Below are 17,808 nucleotides of genomic sequence, written 5' to 3'. Positions count from 1 at the left end.
CCAATCTCTGGAGATCCCGCATGCGCAAGCTCTGCCTCGTTCCCGCTCTTCTTCTGGCCGCCGCCAGCGCCTCGGCTGAAACGCCGGTCAAGCTCTGGAACGACTACGTATACAACCAGCCCGTCGAGAGCGTGAAGGCCGAAGCCGGGATCTTCGACTGCTCGCAGCGCGGCCAGCAGATGTTCTGCCGCGCCAACGTCGAATTTGCGGGCCACAAGGACTGGGGCGAGGTGTTCTTCTTCACGAACGGCCGCCTCAAGGCCGTCTCGCTCTTCGCGCCGATCTCCCGCGCCCACTTCACCGATGCGGCCGCCGCCGTGCGCAAGACGGGCATGACGCCCGCCGTCCTCACGGACCACGAAGACAAGGTCGCCTTCGACTTCTTCCAGGCCAAGCTTCAGGCGAAGTCCATGGCCTCCATCGACCGCGAGCTCGCCACGAAGGAAACCGAGCTTCTCAAGGGCAAGAAGGTGGGCTACGTCTTCATCGACGCCAAGACGCTCCTTGAAAGCGTCAAGAGCGGCAACGTCACCAATGCCGCCCAGTTCTTCCAGATCCACGCCCCGCGCACCCTGCGCACCACCGAGATCCTGCTCGACGAACAGGGCGTTGCCGTGAGCTTCCGCGCCCCGATGGCCGTCCAGGACGAGACGGGCAAGAGCATGCTCGAAGAAAAGAAGTCCAAATAAGCCCGACTTTCCGGCACACGCGACACGAAAGGCCGGTCTCCGCTGCGGAGGACCGGCCTTTCTTCATTTTTCAGAGTCTGCCTCGGGACTCTTACTTCGCCTCGGCGGCCTTTTCGCGGCTCGCGTGGCGGGCGCGCAGCACGTCGATCACGTCGGCGAGCTCGAGGTCCGCGTCGGCGAGGAGCACGAGCAGGTGATAGACGAGGTCGGCGGCCTCGTTCCTGAGCTCCTCCCTGTCGTGCACGGTAGCGGCGAGCGCCGTCTCGACGCCCTCTTCGCCCACCTTCTGCGCGATGCGCTTGGTGCCGCGGGCGTAGAGGCTGGCGGTGTAGGACGTGGCCGGATCGGCGTTTCGGCGGCTCTCTAGGAGCACCTCCAGATCGCGCAGGAAGTTCCACTTGTGCTCGACGGGCGAGAAGCAGCTCGGCGTGCCGCGGTGGCAGGTCGGGCCGTCGGGATTGACGAGCACGAGGAGCGCGTCGCTGTCGCAGTCCGTGCCGATGTCGACGAGGTGCAGCCAGTTGCCGCTCGTCTCGCCCTTGGTCCAGAGGCGGCCCTTGGTGCGGGACCAGAACGTGACCTTCTTCGTCTCGAGGGTCTTTTCAAGCGCCTCGGGGTTCATGCAGCCGAGCATGAGCACCCGGCCCGAGCAGGCGTCCTGCACGACGGCCGGAATCAGTCCGCCGGTCTTCTCCCAGTCGAGCGCCTTGATGTCTTCGTTGGTCAGCATGTTCTCACCTCAATGTTGTTCTCGCGGAGATAGTTCTTCAGGTCTCCGATGTTGATGATCTTCTTGTGGAAGACGGAGGCGGCAAGCGCTCCGTCGACCTTCGCGTCTCGGAAGGCCTCGAGGAAGTGGACGGGCTCGCCCGCGCCGCCGCTCGCGATGAGCGGCACGCGGCAGACCGAGCGCACGGCGGCGAGCTGCCTGAGGTCGTAGCCGCGGCGCACGCCGTCCTGGTTCATCATGTTGAGCACGATCTCGCCCGCGCCGCGCTTCTGCACCTCCTCGACCCAGTCGAGGGTGCTCCACTGCGTGACGCGCGTCTTCTTTTCGTCGCCCGTGAACTGGTTGACGCGGTATTCGTCCGAACCTTCCTCATGACGGGAGTCGATCCCGACCACGACGCACTGCACGCCGAAGCGGTCCGCAAGACGGGAGATGAGGTCCGGGTCGGCGAGCGCCGGCGAGTTGACGGAGATCTTGTCGGCGCCGTAGGCGAGAAGCCTGCCGGCGTCCTCGACCGTGCGGATGCCGCCCGCGACGCAGAACGGGATGTCGATCGCCTCGGCGACGCGGCTGATCCAGCTCTTGTCGACGACGCGGCCGTCGGACGAGGCGGTGATGTCGTAGAAGACGAGCTCGTCGGCGCCCTCTTCGGCATAGCGCTTTGCGAGCGGCACGATTTCGCCCACGACCTCGTGGCCGCGGAACTTGACGCCCTTGACGACGACGCCGTCCTTCACGTCAAGACAGGGGATTATGCGTTTGGCCAGCATTCGATAGCCTCTTCAACGGTAAAGCGTCCCTCGAGAAGCGCGCGGCCGACGATGACGCCGGAGGCGCCCGTCGTACTGACCGCACGGATGTCGTCCAGCCCGCCGATGCCGCCCGAGGCCTGGAAGCCGATGGCGGGGAAGGCCTTCGAAAGGTCCGCGTAGAGCGCGGCGTTGGAACCCGAGAGGGTGCCGTCGCGCGAGATGTCGGTGGTGAGCACGTGGCGCAGGCCCGCAGGCTCGAAGACGCGGATCAGATCCTCGATCACGACGCCCGAGTCCTCCTGCCAGCCGCTCACGGCGATGTTGCGGCGGCCTGCCGCGTCGATGCGCACGTCGAGCGCGAGCACGATGCGCTCGGCGCCGAAGGTCTTCATCCAGCGAAGAACCTCCTCCGTGCACCTCACGGCGGTGGAGCCCACTACGACGCGGGTGGCGCCCGCATCAAGAAGAGCCCTCACATCCTCCTCGCTCCTGACGCCACCGCCCGTCTGCACGGGCACGGAGAGATTCGAAAGAAGGTGCCTGAGAAGCGGGATCTGGCGCTTGGCCGGATCCTTCGCACCCGTCAGATCCACGATGTGCAGGAGCTTCGCCCCTGCGGCCTCGTAGGCCTGAAGGCGCTCGAGGGGATCGTCGCCGTAGCTTCGCTCGGCGCCGTAGTCGCCCTGGTGCAGCCGCACGACGCGGCCGTCGATGAGGTCGATGGCGGGGATGATCATGCTTCGATTTCCAGGAAGTTTGCAATCAGGCGTGCGCCGGCGCGGCCGGAGCGTTCCGGATGGAACTGCACGCCCATGAAGTTTTCGTGTGCCGCAGCTGCCGTGAACTCCTCGCCGTACGTGCAGCGGGCGGTCGTGCAGGCGCCCGTGGGCATTGCGTAGCTGTGCACGAAGTAGAACCAGTCGCCGGCCTCGATGCCCCTGAAGAGGAGTCTCGCATGAGGCGTGTCCTCGGGATAGACCCTGTTCCAGCCCATGTGCGGCAGCGGCAGGCCGTCGGCCCTGAGGGCGCGGACGTCGGCATCGATGAGGCCGAGCAGGTCCACGCCGCCCGTCTCCTCGCTGCGGCGTCCGAGAATCTGTTCGCCGAGGCAGATGCCGAGCACGGGCTGCGTCGCCTCACGGATGAGGTCCGCAAGGCCGCGCTCCTCGATGGCGGCCATCGCGGCTCGGGCCGTGCCCACGCCGGGCAGGAAGATGCGGTCGGCGGCGCGGATCTCGGCCGCCTCGCGCGTAATGATGGGCTCGACGCCGAGCCTCTTCACCGCAAAGGCGAGCGAAGAGAGGTTGGCGACGCCCGTATCAAGAATGACGGCACGCATCAGAGCACCCCCTTGGAGGACGGCAGATCGCTCCCCTCAATTTTCACAGCGTCGCGCAGCGTGCGCCCGAACGCCTTGAAGAGTCCCTCGGCCACGTGGTGGTCGTTCCTGCCCTGCGCCTTGAGGTTGAGCGTCACGCCCATCGTCTGGGCGAGCGAGCGGAAGAAGTGCTCGACCATCTCGGTGGACATGTCGCCCACCTTGTGGTGCTTGAACTTCGCCTTGAAGGTTAGGTACGGCCTGCCAGAGATGTCGAGCGCGCAGCGCGCGAGCGTCTCGTCCATCGGCAGCAGGAAGCCGAAGCGGCGGATGCCGCGCTTGTCGCCGAGCGCCTCCTTGAGCGCCTCGCCGAGCGCAAGGCCGACGTCCTCGATCGTGTGGTGGTCGTCGATCTCAAGGTCGCCCACCGCACGCACGTGCAGTCTGATGCCGCCGTGCACGGCGATCTGCGTGAGCATGTGGTCGAAGAAACCCACGCCCGTGTTGATTTCATTCTTGCCCGAGCGATCGAGCCAGGCTTCGACGACGATGCGGGTCTCCTTCGTGTTGCGCTCGACGCGGGCGTGACGGGCGGACTTCGCCGCATTCTCGATCTCGTCGGCGATCTCGGCCCAGCTGCGGCCGTCGGGCCCGACGCGAAGGCCCCTGAGGCCCATGTTGTCGGCGAGCTTCATGTCGGTCTCGCGGTCACCGATCACGTAGCAGTTCGCGACGTCAAGCACGCCGTCCTTGAGGTACTTCTTCACGAGGCCCGTTCCGGGCTTCCTGCACTCACAGCCCTCGCCGGGCATGTGCGGGCAGATGAGCACCTCGTCGAAGCGGGCGCCCTGGCTCTCGAGGATCTGCATCATCAGTTCGTGCGGCCCCGTGAAATCGGCCCTCGGGAAGCTCTTCGTGCCGAGCCCGTCCTGGTTCGAGACCATGACGAGCTTCCAGCCCGCCTCGCGCAGGCGCTTCAGGGCGGGCAGAACGCCCTCGACGAACCTCATCTTCTCGAAGCGGTCGACCTGAAAGTCCTCGGGCTCCTCGAGAATGGTGCCGTCGCGGTCCACAAAGAGAATGCGCTCGTTCATGCGGCCTCCTTCAGAATCTCTTCAAGTTCGGTGAGAAGGCGCTCGTTCTCGTCCTTCGTGCCCACCGTGATGCGGATGCAGTTCTCGAGCGTCGGCTGGCGGCTCTGGTCGCGCAGGATGATGCCGCGGTCGCGCAACGCCGTGAAGACGCGGGCGGCGTCGACGAACCTCACGAGAAGGAAGTTCGAGGCGCTCGGATACACGGCCTCGACGCCATCGAGGTCCTCAAGCGCAACCTCAAGCTCACACTTGCGCATCACGCACTGGGCGGCGCGCCTGTGCATGAGGCTCACGCTCTCGGGCGAGAGCGCCTGCGCGGCGATGTCGGCGCAGGGCACGGGAATCGGATAGGGCGCGATCACCTTCCTCAGCATGCCGATGACGGCGGGCGAGGAAAGCAGGAACCCGCAGCGCAGGCCCGCCAGCGCAAAGGCCTTCGAGAGCGTACGGATGATCACGACGTGCGGATAGTCCTTGAGAAGCTCGACGGCCGTGTTCGCGGGCGTAAATTCGATGTAGGCCTCGTCGATGACGAGAAGAGCCCTGCCCGCGGTGAGCTCGGCGAGCTTGCGCAGCATGCCCACGGGAATCAGCGTGCCCGTCGGATTGCCGGGCGAGCAGGCGAAGACGAGCTTGACGTCCGTCCTCTCCTCGAGGACCTTCGCGGCCTCGGCCACGTCGGGCAACCAGCCGCGGTCGGGCGAGGTGACGAGGTTCACGACCTCGGCGCCGTTCGTCTCGGCGGAGACGGCGTACATGCCGTAGGTGGGCGGAAACTGCAGGACGGCGTCCTCGCCGGGGCGGCAGAACGTGCGCACGAGAAGCTCGATGCCTTCGTCTCCGCCTCGCGTCACGAGGATCTGTTCGGGACTCACGCCCGCATAGGCCGCATAGCGTTCGACGACGGCCTCGGGCTGGGGCTCGGGATAGCGGTTGAAGAGCTTCGTCTCGGGCGCCATCGGCTCGGCCTCGGCCGACTCGTTGGCGTTGAGCCAGACTTCGCCCGTCACGCCCGCGGCCTGCATGATGCGGCGCGCGGACTGGTAGGGCGTGAGCTTCTGCACGTCCGGCCGGGCCAGCAGGCCCGGATCGGCGGCGGTTCGTTCACAAAAGACGGCCATGACGGATCACTCCTTCGACTGCTTGATTCGGTCCATGCGCACGAGAACGGCGTTCATGTGCGCGTCGAGCTCTTCGGCGTGCGCAAGAAGCGCGATGGCGGGGCCGAGCTTTTCAAAGCCCTGCGGCGTCATTTCCTGAACGGTCATGCGCTTCGTGAAGTCGGCGAGCCCGAGGCTCGAGTACGTGGCGGCATAGCCGTAGGTCGGAAGAACGTGGTTCGTGCCCGTGGCGTAGTCGCCGCCCGACTCGGGAGACCAGTCGCCCACGAAGACGGAGCCCGCGTTCTGCACGAGCGGCACCAGATCGCGGGCGTTTCGCGTCTGGATGATGAGGTGTTCGGGCGCGTAGCGGTTCGAGACCTCCACGCACGCCTCGAGGTCCTTGACGAGGATGAGGCGGCTCGCAGACAGGGCCTTCGTCGCGATCTCGCGGCGCGGCAGGGCGGCGAGCTGGGAGGCGACCTCGCCCGCAACGGCTTCGGCGAGCTTGCGCGAGGGCGTCACGAGCACCACCTGGCTGTCGGGACCGTGTTCGGCCTGAGAAAGCAGGTCGGCCGCAACGAAGGCCGGATCGGCGCCTTCGTCGGCGATCACGAGCACCTCGGAGGGGCCCGCGGGCATGTCGATGGCGGCGCCGTCGGGACGGCTGCTCACCTGACGCTTGGCCTCGGTCACGTAGGCGTTGCCCGGACCGAAGATCTTGCCCACGCGCGGAATCGTCGCCGTGCCGAAGGCCATCGCGGCCACGGCCTGGGCGCCGCCCACCTGATAGATCTCGTCAATGCCGCAAAGGCGCGCGGCGGCGAGGATCGGATCGGCGATCGGAGGCGGCGAGCAGAGGATGACGCGGCCGCAGCCCGCGATCTTGGCAGGAATGCCGAGCATCAGCACCGTGGAAAAGAGCGGAGCCGTGCCGCCGGGAATGTAGAGGCCCACCGCGCCGATCGGACGCGTGACCTGCTGGCAGACGACGCCGGGCATCGTCTCGACCGTGACGGGCTCAAGCACTTCGGCGCTGTGGAACTTCTCGATGTTGGCGGCGGCCGTCTTCAGAGCGGCCATGAAGTCCTCGGGCAGACGTGCGACGGCGGCGTCGACCTCCTCGGCCGAGACCCTGAAGTCCTTCACCTCGGTGCGGTCGAACTTCGCGGAGAATTCGCGAAGGGCCTCGTCACCGCGCTCGCGCACGGCCTCGAGAATGCCCTCGACCACGGTCTTGATGCGGTCGCCCGCCATCACGGCGGGGCGTCGGAGAATCTCCTCGCGCTCCGTTTCATTGAGCGCGCCCCATTCGATCACGTCGTTGAAGTTGAACTGAGACATCTTGACTACTCCATCATTTTTTCAATCGGCAGGACGAGAATCGAGCTGGCGCCGAGCGCCTTGAGCTCTTCCATTGTTTCCCAGAAAAGGCTTTCGCTGCTCACCATGTGAAGGGCCACATGGTCGTCGGACCCCGCAAGCGGCAGGATCGTCGGGTGCTCCGCGCCGGGCAGAAGCGCCGTTACTTCGGCGAGCTTCGCCTTCGGGGCGTGCAGCATGATGTACTTGCATTCGCGGGCCCTTGAGACGCCCTGCATGCGCACGAGAAGCTTCTCGACCAGGGCCTCCTTGTCGGCGTCGAGCGGCTCGCTCTTCGCGATGAGGCAGGCCTTCGAACGGTAGACCACCTCCACTTCGCGCAGGCCGTTCGCTTCAAGCGTCGCGCCCGAGCTCACGAGGTCACAGATCGCGTCGGCCAGCCCCGCGCGCGGTGCCACCTCGACGGAGCCCGTCAGCAGGCATGGCTTGAACGTGAGGCCGCGCTCGTCGAAGCAGCGCTTGAGAAGCTGCGGATAGCTCGTCGCGATGCGGTAGCCGTCAAGGCTCTCAAGCCCCGCCCACTCCTGGTCGGCCGGGATCGCGATCGAGAGGCGGCAGCCGCCAAAGTCGAAGCGGCGCAACATCCTGAAGTCCGTGGACTGGCCCTGGCTGCGGCGTGCAAGAACCGTCTCCTCAAGCACGTTTTCGCCGATGATGCCCAGATCCACGACCCCGTCCATCACGAGGCCGGGAATGTCGTCATCCCTGACGCGCAGGATTTCGACCGGCATGTTCTCGGCCATCGCCAGCAGGCGCTGCGCGTGGTAGCGAACCTTGAGTCCGCAGCGTTCAAGAAGATCCTGCGAATCGTCGGAAAGACGTCCCGACTTCTGCATTGCAATCCTCAGACGATTGGTTTCGGTCATTTGCTTCCCTGAAATTTGATTTGATGACTGTTGCTCGCCGAAGCGGAGCTTCGTGTCCAGCCCCTCGACATCCGCACCCCGGATTGTGAAAAAGCCCCCGGAAGGCGTGCTTCCGGGGGCTTTGCTTGATTGTCCTGCTGGAGTCTCACTCCGCACCGCCGAAAGCATGAACCCATCCTCCCGACAGCGTTTCCGCGCCCGAGGGATGTCTTACGTATGGTGGTGATGGCGGCGAAGGAGGGAGAAGTACACTTTTTCGTGCTCCGGCTGTGTTTGTTGCGCTTGAATTCGTTTCCCGTCAGGCATGACTGCGCCTGACTTTCGTCCATTATGGCACGCTGATCCCGCGCATCAAACCCTCCTCAGGCCCTCGCAGCAGGAGAATCGCCTTCTCGTGCGAATCATCAGACCTTCTGGGCAGAAGTGCCTAGGACGTTCTCCCTAAAAGTCTCACTTTTTGCGTGAAATCTTTCACTTTCGCACTCAATGCCCCCAAAAAACCGAAAACTCACGGAAAAGCCGAACGACCTGCCTCAGCTGTTCGGACGATCGGAAGAAGGACTTAAGAACGGACTTCTCGCCCCGCCGCATAAGGGCATCGGACAGGGCTGCGAGAGGATCGTGCAGGCGGCACGCTTGACGAGCCCCTGCAGGAAAGGCAGAGTATTGGACATGATTCCATGCTCAAGTTCTGTACGAAGATCCGTCCAAATGCTCGAACGCCTTCGAAATCTCGTCCTCGAGGCCCTGCCTGAAGAGGGCCGCATCGAAAACCCGATGCCCTGTCTGGCCCTCACCCGCTTCAACGGGCCGCAGCAAAGCCGCCAGTGTTTCTACCATCCAATGATGACGCTAGGGCTCGGCGGCGAGAAGGAAAGCCTCATCGGCGGACGCCCCGTCGTCTACGGCGCGGGAGAGGCGGTCGTCGTGGCGCTCGACCTTCCCGGCGCCTATCAGATCCGGAACGCTTCGCCCGAGCAACCCTTCCTGTCGCTCTCCATTCGTCTTGACCGTGCGATCATCACGGAGCTCCTCACCGAGGCGCCCGAACTCAGGCCCGCCCCGAACGGCCGCGACGCACAGGAGAGCGTGAGTGTGGAGCACCTGCCCGACGAAATTCTCAATGCGCTCGTGCGCTACCTTGAGGCCATGCACAGCCCGCGCCGTGCGGCGGTTCTCGGGCCCATGATCCTCAAGGAGATCCACTATCTGCTTCTCGAAGGCCCTCAGGGCCGGGTTCTGGCCGACGTCTGCTCGGAGGCCGCGCCGGGATCCCGCATCCTCACGGCCGTTCGCTGGCTTCGCGAGCACTTTGACGAGCCGCTCGACATCGCGACGATTTCGGAGCGCACCGCCATGGCGCCGTCGACCTTCCACCGCCAGTTCAGGGCCGTCACCTCGCTCTCGCCCGTGCAGTACCAGAAGCGCCTGCGCCTTCACGAGGCCCAGCGCCTTATGCTCGTCGAGTCCCTCGGCGTCGAGGCCGCGGCAAGACGCGTGGGCTACGAAAGCTGCTCACAGTTCTCCCGCGAATACAAGCGCCTCTTCGGAGACGCGCCCGCCAGGGACATCAGGGAGAAGTCGGTCGCCGCCTCCGACGCAGGGAAATGCGCCTCCATAATGGAGGCCTGAGGCACGCCTCTCAGGATTGAGAGGATCGGGCAGGAACTTGAGACATCTCGACATCGTCCCGAGGGCGCGTTTTTTCTACCATGACTGCAACGACGGAGCTCAGGCTCCGCCGGCCTCATGGAGAAACATCATGCAAAAGCGCCGTCTTCTCGCCTCCGCCGCCCTTGCCATCACCGCCCTCGGCTGCGGCGCCGCATCGCCGTCGTTTACTTCACGAAGACGGGCAACACGAAAAGTCTCGCCGAGGCGGTCCGACACATGACGGGCGCGGCGCTCTTTCGCGTCGAGACCGTCGAGCCCTATCCGGAAAGCTATGGTTCCGCCACCGAGATCGTGAAGGACGAGCTCCAGCGCGGCGTCATCCGTCCGATCAGGCCGCTCGCCTTCAATCCCGACGACTACGACGTAGTCGTGCTCGCCACGCCCACGTGGTGGCACCACGCGGCGATGCCGCTGCAGACCTGGATCAGGTCCGTCGACCTCAGCGCCAAGAAGATCCTCACCGCCAACACCCACGGGGGCGGCGGCCTCATGCACACCCGCGAGGCCTTCGAGGCGCTGCTCGCAGGCCGCAGGCTCGGCACGCACCTCACGGTCTACGGGGCCGTGCGCCCGCAGGACGCAAAGGTCCGGAAAACGGCTGTCTCTGACGCCCGAAACACAATCACGGACAGGAATCCGACATGGAGAGGATTGAACCTTCCAACAGTGTGAAGATGCCTGCCATGAACTTCGGCGTCTACTGGATCACCGATCCCACGGAATGCGAAGCCGCAGTCCTCAGTGCCTGGCGCGGCATCGACACCGCCGCCTCCTACCTCAACGAGAGGGCCGTCGGCCGCGCCGTCGCTCGCTCGGGCATCCCGTGCTCCGAACTCTTCATCTCCACGAAGCTCTGGGTGCAGGACACTTCAGAAGCGGGCGCCGAGCGCGCCATCAGGCGCTCGCTCGAGCTGCTCAGAACGGACACGATCGACTTGTACCTGATCCATCAGCCTTATGGCGACATTTATGGCGCATGGCGCACGATGGAGCGGTTTTATGAAGCGGGCGACCTGAGGGCGATCGGCGTGAGCAACTTCCAGCCCGACCGCATCACGGACTTTGCGCTCCACCAGCGCATTCGCCCGACGGTCAATCAGATTGAAGTGAATCCGTTCTGCCAGCAGCGGGAGGCCGACGCCGTCAACCGCGCGCTCGGCGTCATGCCCTCGGCATGGGCGCCCTTTGCCGAAGGCAGGGACGGCCTCTTAGAGAATCCCGTGCTCAGGGAGATCGCCGCAGACCGCGGCGCCACGGTCGCGCAGGTGGCGCTTGCGTGGCTTGCCGAACGCGGCATCATCTCGATCTCGAAGACCGTCTCGCCCGCACGCATGGCGGAGAACCTCGCCGCCTCAAACGTGAAGCTCACGCCCGAGGACATGGCGAAAATCGCGACGCTCGACACGGGCACGAGCCGCTTTTTCTCTCATCGAGACCCGAAGATCGTCGAGTGGCTCTGCACTCGAAGGCTGCCTTCTGAGCCATGAGGCGGGGATTCTCACGGCAGGATCTCAACTGAACGAAACTTCAGTTTCGTTCGCTCAATCCTCAGGTGAGCTCGTCCTCGACCGTCTCGCGCATGACGTAGAGACGGTCGTTCTCCCTGATCTTTTCAGGCACCCTGAAGGTGACGTCGTCGCCCTTGACGGCCTCCGCAGCCTCGGCGTCGTCGACGCGCAGCCCCTCGGGCCTCACGAAGACGGCGCCCGTCGTCGGCCCGCAGACGAGCAGTTCGTCGCCCGGGCGGATCGTCTCACCGTGGACCGTGAAGCGGCCGACGCCCGCCTTTGCGTAGTAGCCCGTGCACTTGCCGCAGTAGAGCTTCTTCTTCGTCGCGCGCGAGCCGTAGCGGTCGGTGCGCTCGAGCATCGTCGCGCCCTGGTACCAGCCGTCCCAGAACCCGCGGTTGAAGACCGTCGAGAGACGTTCGTCCCAGGACTTCGAGACCTCCTCGCTCCAGCGTCCCTCAAGGATTGCATCGAGCGCCTCGCCGTAGCACTCGACCGCAGTGCGCACGTATTCGGGACCGCGGGCGCGGCCCTCGATCTTGAAGACGGTGACGCCCGCCTTCACCATCAGGTCCAGAAAGGCGATGGTCTTCAGATCCTTCGGGGACATGAAGTAGCCGTTGTCGAGCGCAATCTCCGTGCCGCGCTCGCGGTCGACGGCGATGTAGTCGCGCCTGCAGCTCTGCAGGCACTCGCCCCTGTTGGCGCTCTTGCCTCTCGTGTGCAGGCTCAGCCAGCACTTTCCGCTCACGGCCATGCAGAGCGCGCCATGGCAGAACATCTCAATGCGCACGGACTTGCCCGAGGGGCCCGTGATGCCCTCGCAGTCGATCGCGGCGCGGATGTCCGCCACCTGCCGCAGCGTCAGCTCGCGCGCGAGCACGACGACGTCGGCAAACTGCGCGTAAAAGCGCAGAGCCTCGACGTTCGCGATGTTGAGCTGCGTAGAGAGGTGCACCTCGACGCCGAGCTCCCTGCAGCACTGCATGACCGCAACGTCGGATGCGATGACGGCCGAGACGCCCGCGGCCTTCGCGGCCGAGACGATTTCGCGCATGGCGGCAAGGTCACCGTCGTAGATGACGGTGTTGACGGTGAGGTAGCTTTTGACGCCATGCTCGCGGCAGAGGGCCGCGATCTCATTCAGGTCGTCGATCGTGAAGCCGCCCGCCGAGTGCGCTCGCATGTTGAGCGCACCGATCCCGAAGTAGACGCTGTCGGCGCCCGCCTGCAGGGCGGCCGCCAGGCTTTCGCGCGAGCCCGCGGGGGCCATGATTTCGAAGTCGGATCTCTGCATGTTGTCTGCCTCGTCGGATGGGAGCTGAAAAACGGTGAAGCGTCGATTCTAGCGGACGCGGCGACCGCACTCGTGCCGCAGAGCCCGCCGTTCCTGCAAAAACTGTTACCTCGACTGAGGAAATCCTAAGTTTCACCCATGTGAATCCTAATTTTCATGGGATACACTGACAATACACAGAAAGAGGACGCCGCGCCGCGCAGCAGAGCGCCGCCCTGCGTCCGCCCCCGACAACGCATGCCATGAGGAACAAGTCATGAAGAAGACCACGCTTGCCGCTCTCCTTTCCGCTGCCGCGATTACCGTCGCCGGCGCCGCCTGGGCCGTTGAAGCCCAGCCCGCCCAGCCTGCTCCCGCTCCCGCCCCCGCCGCCGAAGCGGCCGCCGAGCAGCCCGCCCCGATGGTAGGCATGTCCGACGCCGTCGCCGTCGCCGAAAAGGAATACAAGGCCAAGACCTACCGCGCCAACCTGCGCAACAGCGGCCAGTACGGCCTCGTCTGGGACGTGCACATGGTGAAGGAAGACGAAACGCACGTGCGCGCCTACGTCGATGCGAAGACCGGCAAGGTCGTCGCCGCCGACGTCAAGGGCATTCAGGAACGCCGCCCTGGCCGCGGCATGGGTCCCGGCCCGCGTCCGCAGTGCCCCGTGACGGGCGGCGCCCCGGGCACGAACCCCGACTGTCCGATGGCCGGCGGCTTCCGCCACCCGGGCTTCCACGGCTACCATCACTGGTAACCTCTGCCCAAGCGGCCTGAACCGCCGCTGATATACTCACGCGGGAGGGCCTTCCTCAGGGGAAAGTCCTCCCGTTTTCCGTTTCCGAAACGCACTCAGGGGCGCTTCGCGCGTCCGTCCGCCATCATGCACATCCTTCTTGTCGAAGACGATCCGTTCATTGCCAAGGCCGTCTGCGCGGCGCTCGAAAGCGAGGCGCACGCCGTCACGTGGACCCCGACGGGCCGCGAGGGGCTCGCCGTCATCGCAACCGGCACGCCCGACGCCGTGCTCCTCGATCTGGGACTCCCCGGCATGGACGGCATCGACGTCCTCAAGAGCATCCGCGCCATGACGAAGCCCCTCTGCGACACGCCCGTCATCATCGTGACGGCGAGGGAGGCGCTTGAAAGCCGCCTTGAGGGACTCGATGCAGGGGCGGACGACTACATCCTCAAGCCCTTCCACATGTCGGAGCTCATCGCGCGCCTTCGCGCCGTGGTGCGCCGCCGCTCGCCGCTCGCACCCGACGTGCTGCGCGCAGGCTCCCTCTCGCTCAACACCGTCACCCACGCCTGCAGCGTCGGAAGCGAATCCGTCACGCTCAGCAAGCGCGAGTACGCGCTGCTTGCGGCCCTCATGACGCGACCGGGCGCCATCCTCTCGAGGCGCGCCCTCGAAGAGAAGCTCTATGCGCCGGGCGACGAGCCCGAGAGCAATGCAGTCGAATACCTGATCCACTCGCTTCGCAAGAAGATCGGCGCTTCGGCCATTGAAAACATCCGCGGCCTGGGCTGGCGCGTGCCCGCCGACAAGAACGCCGCACAATAATCCACCGACGGACGTCCCGATGAGCCGCCTGAGCATCCTCCGCACTCTCTGCGCACACTGGCGCACCTCGATCCTCATGCGAACCGTGGCGGTCGCCGCCACGGCGACGGTTGCGCTCACCCTGGTGACCGCCGCCGTCGTCTTTCAGGGCGCCGAAAAGGACGCCCTCGTCGAGCAGGACGCCCGGCTCTCCGACATTGCTGTCGCCATGGCCCGAGGCGAACTCGGAACCGTGCTTCCGCGCGCGCTCACGATGCCGCAGGCCCAGTTCGAGGCCAGACTTGAATCCGACGAGCCCCTGCCCCGCCCGCGCCGCATGCACCGCCACATGATGGCCCACTGCCCGACGGCCGCTTCCGACGATCCGAACGCGCCCCGTCTTATTCCCGCGGGCTCCCCCGTCTACGTGCGCATGCTCAACGACCAGGGACGCGCCAAACGCGCGGTCTTCGACGAACCCGTCGAGGGCGGCCTTACGACCCGCACCATCAAGGGCGAGACCTACCGCATGGCCGTGCTCTTCCTTCCCGGGGGCCGCTACACGGCCGTGGCCGATCCCGTCTCGACGCGCGAGGTCTACGCCCGCAGCGCCGCCATGACGGCCGTGCTCCCGATTCTGATTCTTCTGCCGGTCCTCGTCATCGTGATCGGCCTCACGCTCTGGCGCATGCTCGCGCCGATCCGAAGCGCCGCCCGAGCCGCGGCCGAGCGTCCCGCCACCGACCTCACGCCCCTGCCTTCCGAGGGCGTTCCCGCCGAGGTGAAGCCCTTCGTCGAGGCCGTCAACAGCCTGCTCGGACGCGTGAGTGAAGCGCGCACGCGCGAGCTCCGCTTCACAGCCGATGCTGCGCACGAGCTCCGCTCGCCGCTCACGTCGCTCACGATCGAGGCCGAACACCTCGGCCGCCTCGACCTGCCCGCCGAAGCGCGTCCCGTCGTGGCTCGTCTTGAGTCCGGACTCGAGCGGGCCGTCAAGCAGGTCTCGCAGCTCCTGCAGTTTGCACGCGCGCAGGCGGGCGAGGCTCCTGAAATCCTCAGGCGCGACACGCGTCCCTGGTACCTCTCGGAACTTCTGGGCGAGATTCTCGAGCCCCTGATGAACTGCGCCGCCGACAAGGACCTGCAGTTCGACGTCGAGGGCCTTGACGACGGCGCCGAAGCGCCCGTCGAAGGCGTGAGCCGGGCAGCCCTGCTGGCGATTCTGCGAAACCTTCTTGAAAACGCCTTCCACTACACGCCCGCGGGCGGATCCGTGACGCTTCGCGTCTCGCGCACGCCCGAGCGCCTCGTGATGAGCGTGGCCGACACGGGCCCCGGCATTGCGCCCGAGGAGCGTTCGCGCGTCTTCGATCCCTTCTACCGCGTCACGGGTTCCGGGCTTCCGGGCACGGGCCTCGGCCTTGCGATCGTGAAGACCTACGCCGACATGACGGGCGCCGAGGTGACGCTCGCCGACACGGTGCCGGGCGGCACGCCTCCCGGCCTGACGGCGACGGTCAGCTGTCCTCTGCCGCCCGTCGGTTGATCTCGCGCCTCAGACGGGCGGTCGTGCGGACCGTGTCGACCGTGAAGACGACGACGGCCGTCCAGATCAGCACGAAGCCCGTCATCATCTCGACCGAAAAAGGCTCCCCGAACGCAAAGCGCCCGAGTAGAAAGACGATGGTCGGGCTCACGTACTGGATGATACCCACCGTCGAATAGGGGATGCGGCGCACGCCGGACGCAAAGAGAAGAAGCGGAATCGTCGTGATCGGTCCCGCCAGCAGAAGCAGGGTCTTCACGTCCCAGCCTTCCGTCGCAAAGAGAAGCTCGCCTCTCTCAAGCAGCCAGAACATGTAGCCGAGCGCAAACGGCGCGAGGATCACGTTCTCAAGCGCCATGCCCTCAAGACTTCCCAGAGGCGCGAGCTTTCGGATGAGGCCGTAGAGCGCAAAGCTCGCGGCCAGAACTAGACCGAGGAACGGTGCCGTCCCCGTCGAGATCGTGATGTAGAGGACGCCCGCAGCCGCCAGAGCCACGGCTCCAAGCTGGGCCTTCGAGAGGCGCTCGCCCAGAAAGAGCGCCCCCAGAGCCACCGACATCAGCGGGTTGATGAAGTAGCCCAGCGAGGCCTCGATCGTCTGCCCGCTCACGATCGAATAAACGTAGGTTCCCCAGTTGAGGCCGATGAGAAGCGCGGAGCCCGTGAAGATCGCAAGCGTCCTGGGTTCCTTCACGAGCCCTCTGATCCACTCTCCACGGCGAAGCGCCATCAGGATCGCCGCAGTCACGACGAGCGACCAGACGATTCGGTGCGCAAGAATTTCAAGGGCGCTCACGTCCTGAAGCGCATGGAAATAAAGAGGAAAGAGGCCCCAGAGAAGATAGGCCGCGAGGGTGAAGAGAACGCCGATTCTGTCCATGTGACGCCGTGTTTTTTCTTGTTCGTTAGACCGGTTGTGCGCCAGCGGGCGCCCTTCCTAGTCTACCTTTTCGGCGCGTGCGCGGCCTCAGGCGGAATGACTAGTCCGGCTTTTCATCCTGCCTCATCTCTTCGAAATCCCACCCGCAAGAAGTATTCCAGCCGTACGATCAAAAACTTCGGGCGTCTGGATCTTCTTTTGGAAAACGATCCTAACGCTCTGGAGAAGTTGCGCCTTCAGGCGGAGCAACTCAATGCGGAACGGGAGACGGCCAAGCAGACAGCGGTTCAGCAACGTTTGACCGAAGCGCCCCGTCAGATGGAGATCAAGGACGATACGAATGCCGACAACATACGGTGATGATCGGCGCCATCCTGTACCGTCAAATCTGGAACAAGCTGAATCTGACCCGAAAATTGCAGGATTTCCAACAAGCAGGCAAAACGCGTCATGACCTGGCGGAGGCGATTTTCTACATGACCGTCGCCCGCAGTCTCATGCCCGACTCCGGATTGGCGCAGTGGAACAAGCACAACACCTTTCTTTACAGTGGAGCCCGCCTTCAGCTCCGCCATCACCTCCGCGCCCTCAACGAGCTGCTGCCTCATAAGCAGGAGCTTCTGGCCTACCTGAATCGCCAGATGGAGAAGCATTTTGACCGCACCGTGAACACGGCACCCTGTGTCGTGACGACCTGCAGGTTCGATGCACGGGACGCCGACACGCTGCGCACGTTCGACTCCGACAGGAACAACAAGGACAATCAGGTTCAGGTGACCATGACCATCCTGATCGATCAAACCGGCATTCCCATCGATTACGATCTGTTTCACGGGGAAGCGAGTGAGCCCGAATCCCTGAGCCTGTTCCTGGATCAGATGACGACGAAGTACGGGATCGGGCAGGTTTTCGTGATGGCCGATCGTGATCCCAACAGCGATACCAGTCTTCAGCAGATTCTCGATCTCGGACCGGAATTCGTCATCAATGTCCAACGAGCGGAAGGAAATCCGAAGGCTGACGAGAATCGAATCGATGCAGGCAGCCTCTTCGACAGGCACGGAGAGATGCGCCACCGCCTCCGGCAGACTGAGGAATGGTTCCGCATATCGAAATCGCTTTTGGAAGCGCATTCAGACTTTCACCGGAAGGAATCCCGCATTGAGGCGCACTGTCTGATCAGCTGTCTGGCGCTCATGCTTCACAGACTTCTGGAGAAAACCGTCAGGGATGCCGGCGAAAACATGACGTCGAAACAGATGGCGGAGGCTCTGGCTTCGGCAGAACTCATGGAGGTCCTGCTGCCTGACGGGCAGACCTTCTACGCCAAGGCGAGAGCCTGCGGGGACTTTGAAAGAATCTGCCGGGCCGTCGGCTTGGGAGTGCTGCCGAGACTGGCAAAGTCGGCTGACCTAAACAACCTCGCCACTGAAGTGGGAGGGT

Annotated in this window: 18 protein-coding genes and 1 pseudogene; 9 read left to right on the top strand and 10 right to left on the bottom strand. The window is 64.8% G+C overall.

Features of this window, described 5'->3' with window-relative positions; genetic code table 11:
• The first annotated feature begins 20 nt into the window (after window positions 1–20).
• Window positions 21–689: a hypothetical protein gene (locus HMPREF3036_RS00175; RefSeq protein ID WP_005434821.1), complete on the top strand. Its 669-nt coding sequence runs from the start codon at window positions 21–23 to the stop codon at window positions 687–689.
• A gap of 91 nt (window positions 690–780) precedes the next feature.
• Here the strand turns inward: HMPREF3036_RS00175 and hisIE are convergent, their stop codons facing one another.
• From hisIE to hisG, 8 genes are read right to left on the bottom strand one after another with little or no spacing between them, the layout of a single operon-like run.
• The gene (gene hisIE, locus HMPREF3036_RS00170) at window positions 781–1,419 is read right to left on the bottom strand and encodes a bifunctional phosphoribosyl-AMP cyclohydrolase/phosphoribosyl-ATP diphosphatase HisIE (RefSeq protein WP_005434822.1); all 639 of its coding nucleotides are present in this window, start codon (window positions 1,417–1,419) and stop codon (window positions 781–783) included.
• Window positions 1,413–2,189, bottom strand: a complete 777-nt coding sequence (hisF, locus tag HMPREF3036_RS00165; protein WP_005434824.1) for an imidazole glycerol phosphate synthase subunit HisF — start codon at window positions 2,187–2,189, stop codon at window positions 1,413–1,415. The genes hisIE and hisF overlap by 7 nt, the downstream gene beginning before the upstream one ends.
• Window positions 2,171–2,908, bottom strand: a complete 738-nt coding sequence (hisA, locus tag HMPREF3036_RS00160) for a 1-(5-phosphoribosyl)-5-[(5-phosphoribosylamino)methylideneamino]imidazole-4-carboxamide isomerase (protein WP_005434829.1) — start codon at window positions 2,906–2,908, stop codon at window positions 2,171–2,173. Before hisA ends, hisF begins: the two co-directional genes overlap by 19 nt.
• Complete coding sequence (hisH, locus tag HMPREF3036_RS00155; protein ID WP_062330657.1) at window positions 2,905–3,510, bottom strand: imidazole glycerol phosphate synthase subunit HisH; 606 nt, start codon at window positions 3,508–3,510, stop codon at window positions 2,905–2,907. Before hisH ends, hisA begins: the two co-directional genes overlap by 4 nt.
• A complete protein-coding gene (gene hisB / locus HMPREF3036_RS00150) occupies window positions 3,510–4,583 on the bottom strand; it encodes a bifunctional histidinol-phosphatase/imidazoleglycerol-phosphate dehydratase HisB (protein WP_005434833.1) in 1,074 nt (357 codons plus the stop codon). The genes hisH and hisB overlap by 1 nt, the downstream gene beginning before the upstream one ends.
• On the bottom strand, window positions 4,580–5,704 hold the full coding sequence (hisC, locus tag HMPREF3036_RS00145) for a histidinol-phosphate transaminase (RefSeq protein ID WP_005434836.1): 1,125 nt from the start codon (window positions 5,702–5,704) through the stop codon (window positions 4,580–4,582). The genes hisB and hisC overlap by 4 nt, the downstream gene beginning before the upstream one ends.
• 6 nt (window positions 5,705–5,710) lie before the next feature.
• The gene (gene hisD, locus HMPREF3036_RS00140; protein ID WP_005434837.1) at window positions 5,711–7,027 is read right to left on the bottom strand and encodes a histidinol dehydrogenase; all 1,317 of its coding nucleotides are present in this window, start codon (window positions 7,025–7,027) and stop codon (window positions 5,711–5,713) included.
• Window positions 7,028–7,032: 5 nt separating this feature from the next.
• Complete coding sequence (gene hisG / locus HMPREF3036_RS00135; protein WP_062330654.1) at window positions 7,033–7,932, bottom strand: ATP phosphoribosyltransferase; 900 nt, start codon at window positions 7,930–7,932, stop codon at window positions 7,033–7,035.
• A gap of 711 nt (window positions 7,933–8,643) precedes the next feature.
• Between hisG and HMPREF3036_RS00130 the strand changes: the two genes are divergently transcribed.
• The 3 genes from HMPREF3036_RS00130 (at window position 8,644) to HMPREF3036_RS00120 (ending at window position 11,093) form a co-directional block, all read left to right on the top strand.
• A complete protein-coding gene (locus HMPREF3036_RS00130) occupies window positions 8,644–9,564 on the top strand; it encodes an AraC family transcriptional regulator (protein WP_062330651.1) in 921 nt (306 codons plus the stop codon).
• A gap of 183 nt (window positions 9,565–9,747) precedes the next feature.
• Window positions 9,748–10,278 (top strand): flavodoxin, encoded by a 531-nt coding sequence (locus tag HMPREF3036_RS00125; protein WP_369818379.1) that lies wholly within the window; start codon window positions 9,748–9,750, stop codon window positions 10,276–10,278.
• Window positions 10,248–11,093 (top strand): aldo/keto reductase, encoded by an 846-nt coding sequence (locus tag HMPREF3036_RS00120; protein WP_062330645.1) that lies wholly within the window; start codon window positions 10,248–10,250, stop codon window positions 11,091–11,093. The genes HMPREF3036_RS00125 and HMPREF3036_RS00120 overlap by 31 nt, the downstream gene beginning before the upstream one ends.
• A 61-nt stretch (window positions 11,094–11,154) precedes the next feature.
• On the opposite strand, the gene HMPREF3036_RS00115 is transcribed toward HMPREF3036_RS00120, so the two are convergent.
• Entirely contained in the window at window positions 11,155–12,411 is a 1,257-nt protein-coding gene (locus HMPREF3036_RS00115; protein WP_062330642.1) for a peptidase U32 family protein, read from the bottom strand.
• A 256-nt stretch (window positions 12,412–12,667) separates the two neighbouring features.
• Here HMPREF3036_RS00115 and HMPREF3036_RS00110 point away from each other — a divergent pair, with 256 nt between their 5' ends.
• From HMPREF3036_RS00110 to HMPREF3036_RS00100, 3 genes are all read left to right on the top strand, one after another.
• Window positions 12,668–13,150, top strand: coding sequence for a PepSY domain-containing protein (locus tag HMPREF3036_RS00110; protein ID WP_062330639.1), 483 nt, complete (start codon window positions 12,668–12,670; stop codon window positions 13,148–13,150).
• Window positions 13,151–13,276: 126 nt separating this feature from the next.
• A complete protein-coding gene (locus tag HMPREF3036_RS00105) occupies window positions 13,277–13,960 on the top strand; it encodes a response regulator transcription factor (protein WP_005434859.1) in 684 nt (227 codons plus the stop codon).
• Window positions 13,961–13,979: 19 nt separating this feature from the next.
• Window positions 13,980–15,485 carry a sensor histidine kinase gene (locus tag HMPREF3036_RS00100; RefSeq protein WP_005434860.1) on the top strand — a complete coding sequence of 502 codons (1,506 nt, stop codon included), beginning with the start codon at window positions 13,980–13,982 and terminating at the stop codon, window positions 15,483–15,485.
• Here HMPREF3036_RS00100 and rarD read toward each other — a convergent pair.
• On the bottom strand, window positions 15,457–16,365 hold the full coding sequence (rarD, locus tag HMPREF3036_RS00095; RefSeq protein ID WP_005434861.1) for an EamA family transporter RarD: 909 nt from the start codon (window positions 16,363–16,365) through the stop codon (window positions 15,457–15,459). The two genes, HMPREF3036_RS00100 and rarD, sit on opposite strands and share 29 nt — an antisense overlap.
• 96 nt (window positions 16,366–16,461) lie before the next feature.
• On the opposite strand from rarD, the gene HMPREF3036_RS11760 reads away from it, so the two are divergent.
• Both HMPREF3036_RS11760 and HMPREF3036_RS00090 read left to right on the top strand, forming a co-directional pair.
• Window positions 16,462–16,725, top strand: a complete 264-nt coding sequence (locus HMPREF3036_RS11760) for a hypothetical protein (RefSeq protein ID WP_156469697.1) — start codon at window positions 16,462–16,464, stop codon at window positions 16,723–16,725.
• Window positions 16,725–17,808, top strand: a pseudogene (locus tag HMPREF3036_RS00090) (hypothetical protein); the annotation flags it as partial. The gene HMPREF3036_RS11760 and the pseudogene HMPREF3036_RS00090, both read left to right, overlap by 1 nt.

This window comes from Sutterella sp. KLE1602 (assembly GCF_001578585.1).
In the GTDB taxonomy this organism is placed as follows: Bacteria; Pseudomonadota; Gammaproteobacteria; order Burkholderiales; family Burkholderiaceae_F; genus Sutterella; species Sutterella wadsworthensis_A.
Note: the sequence above shows the minus strand (reverse complement) of the source record. Positions and strands in the feature narration are given on the sequence as shown.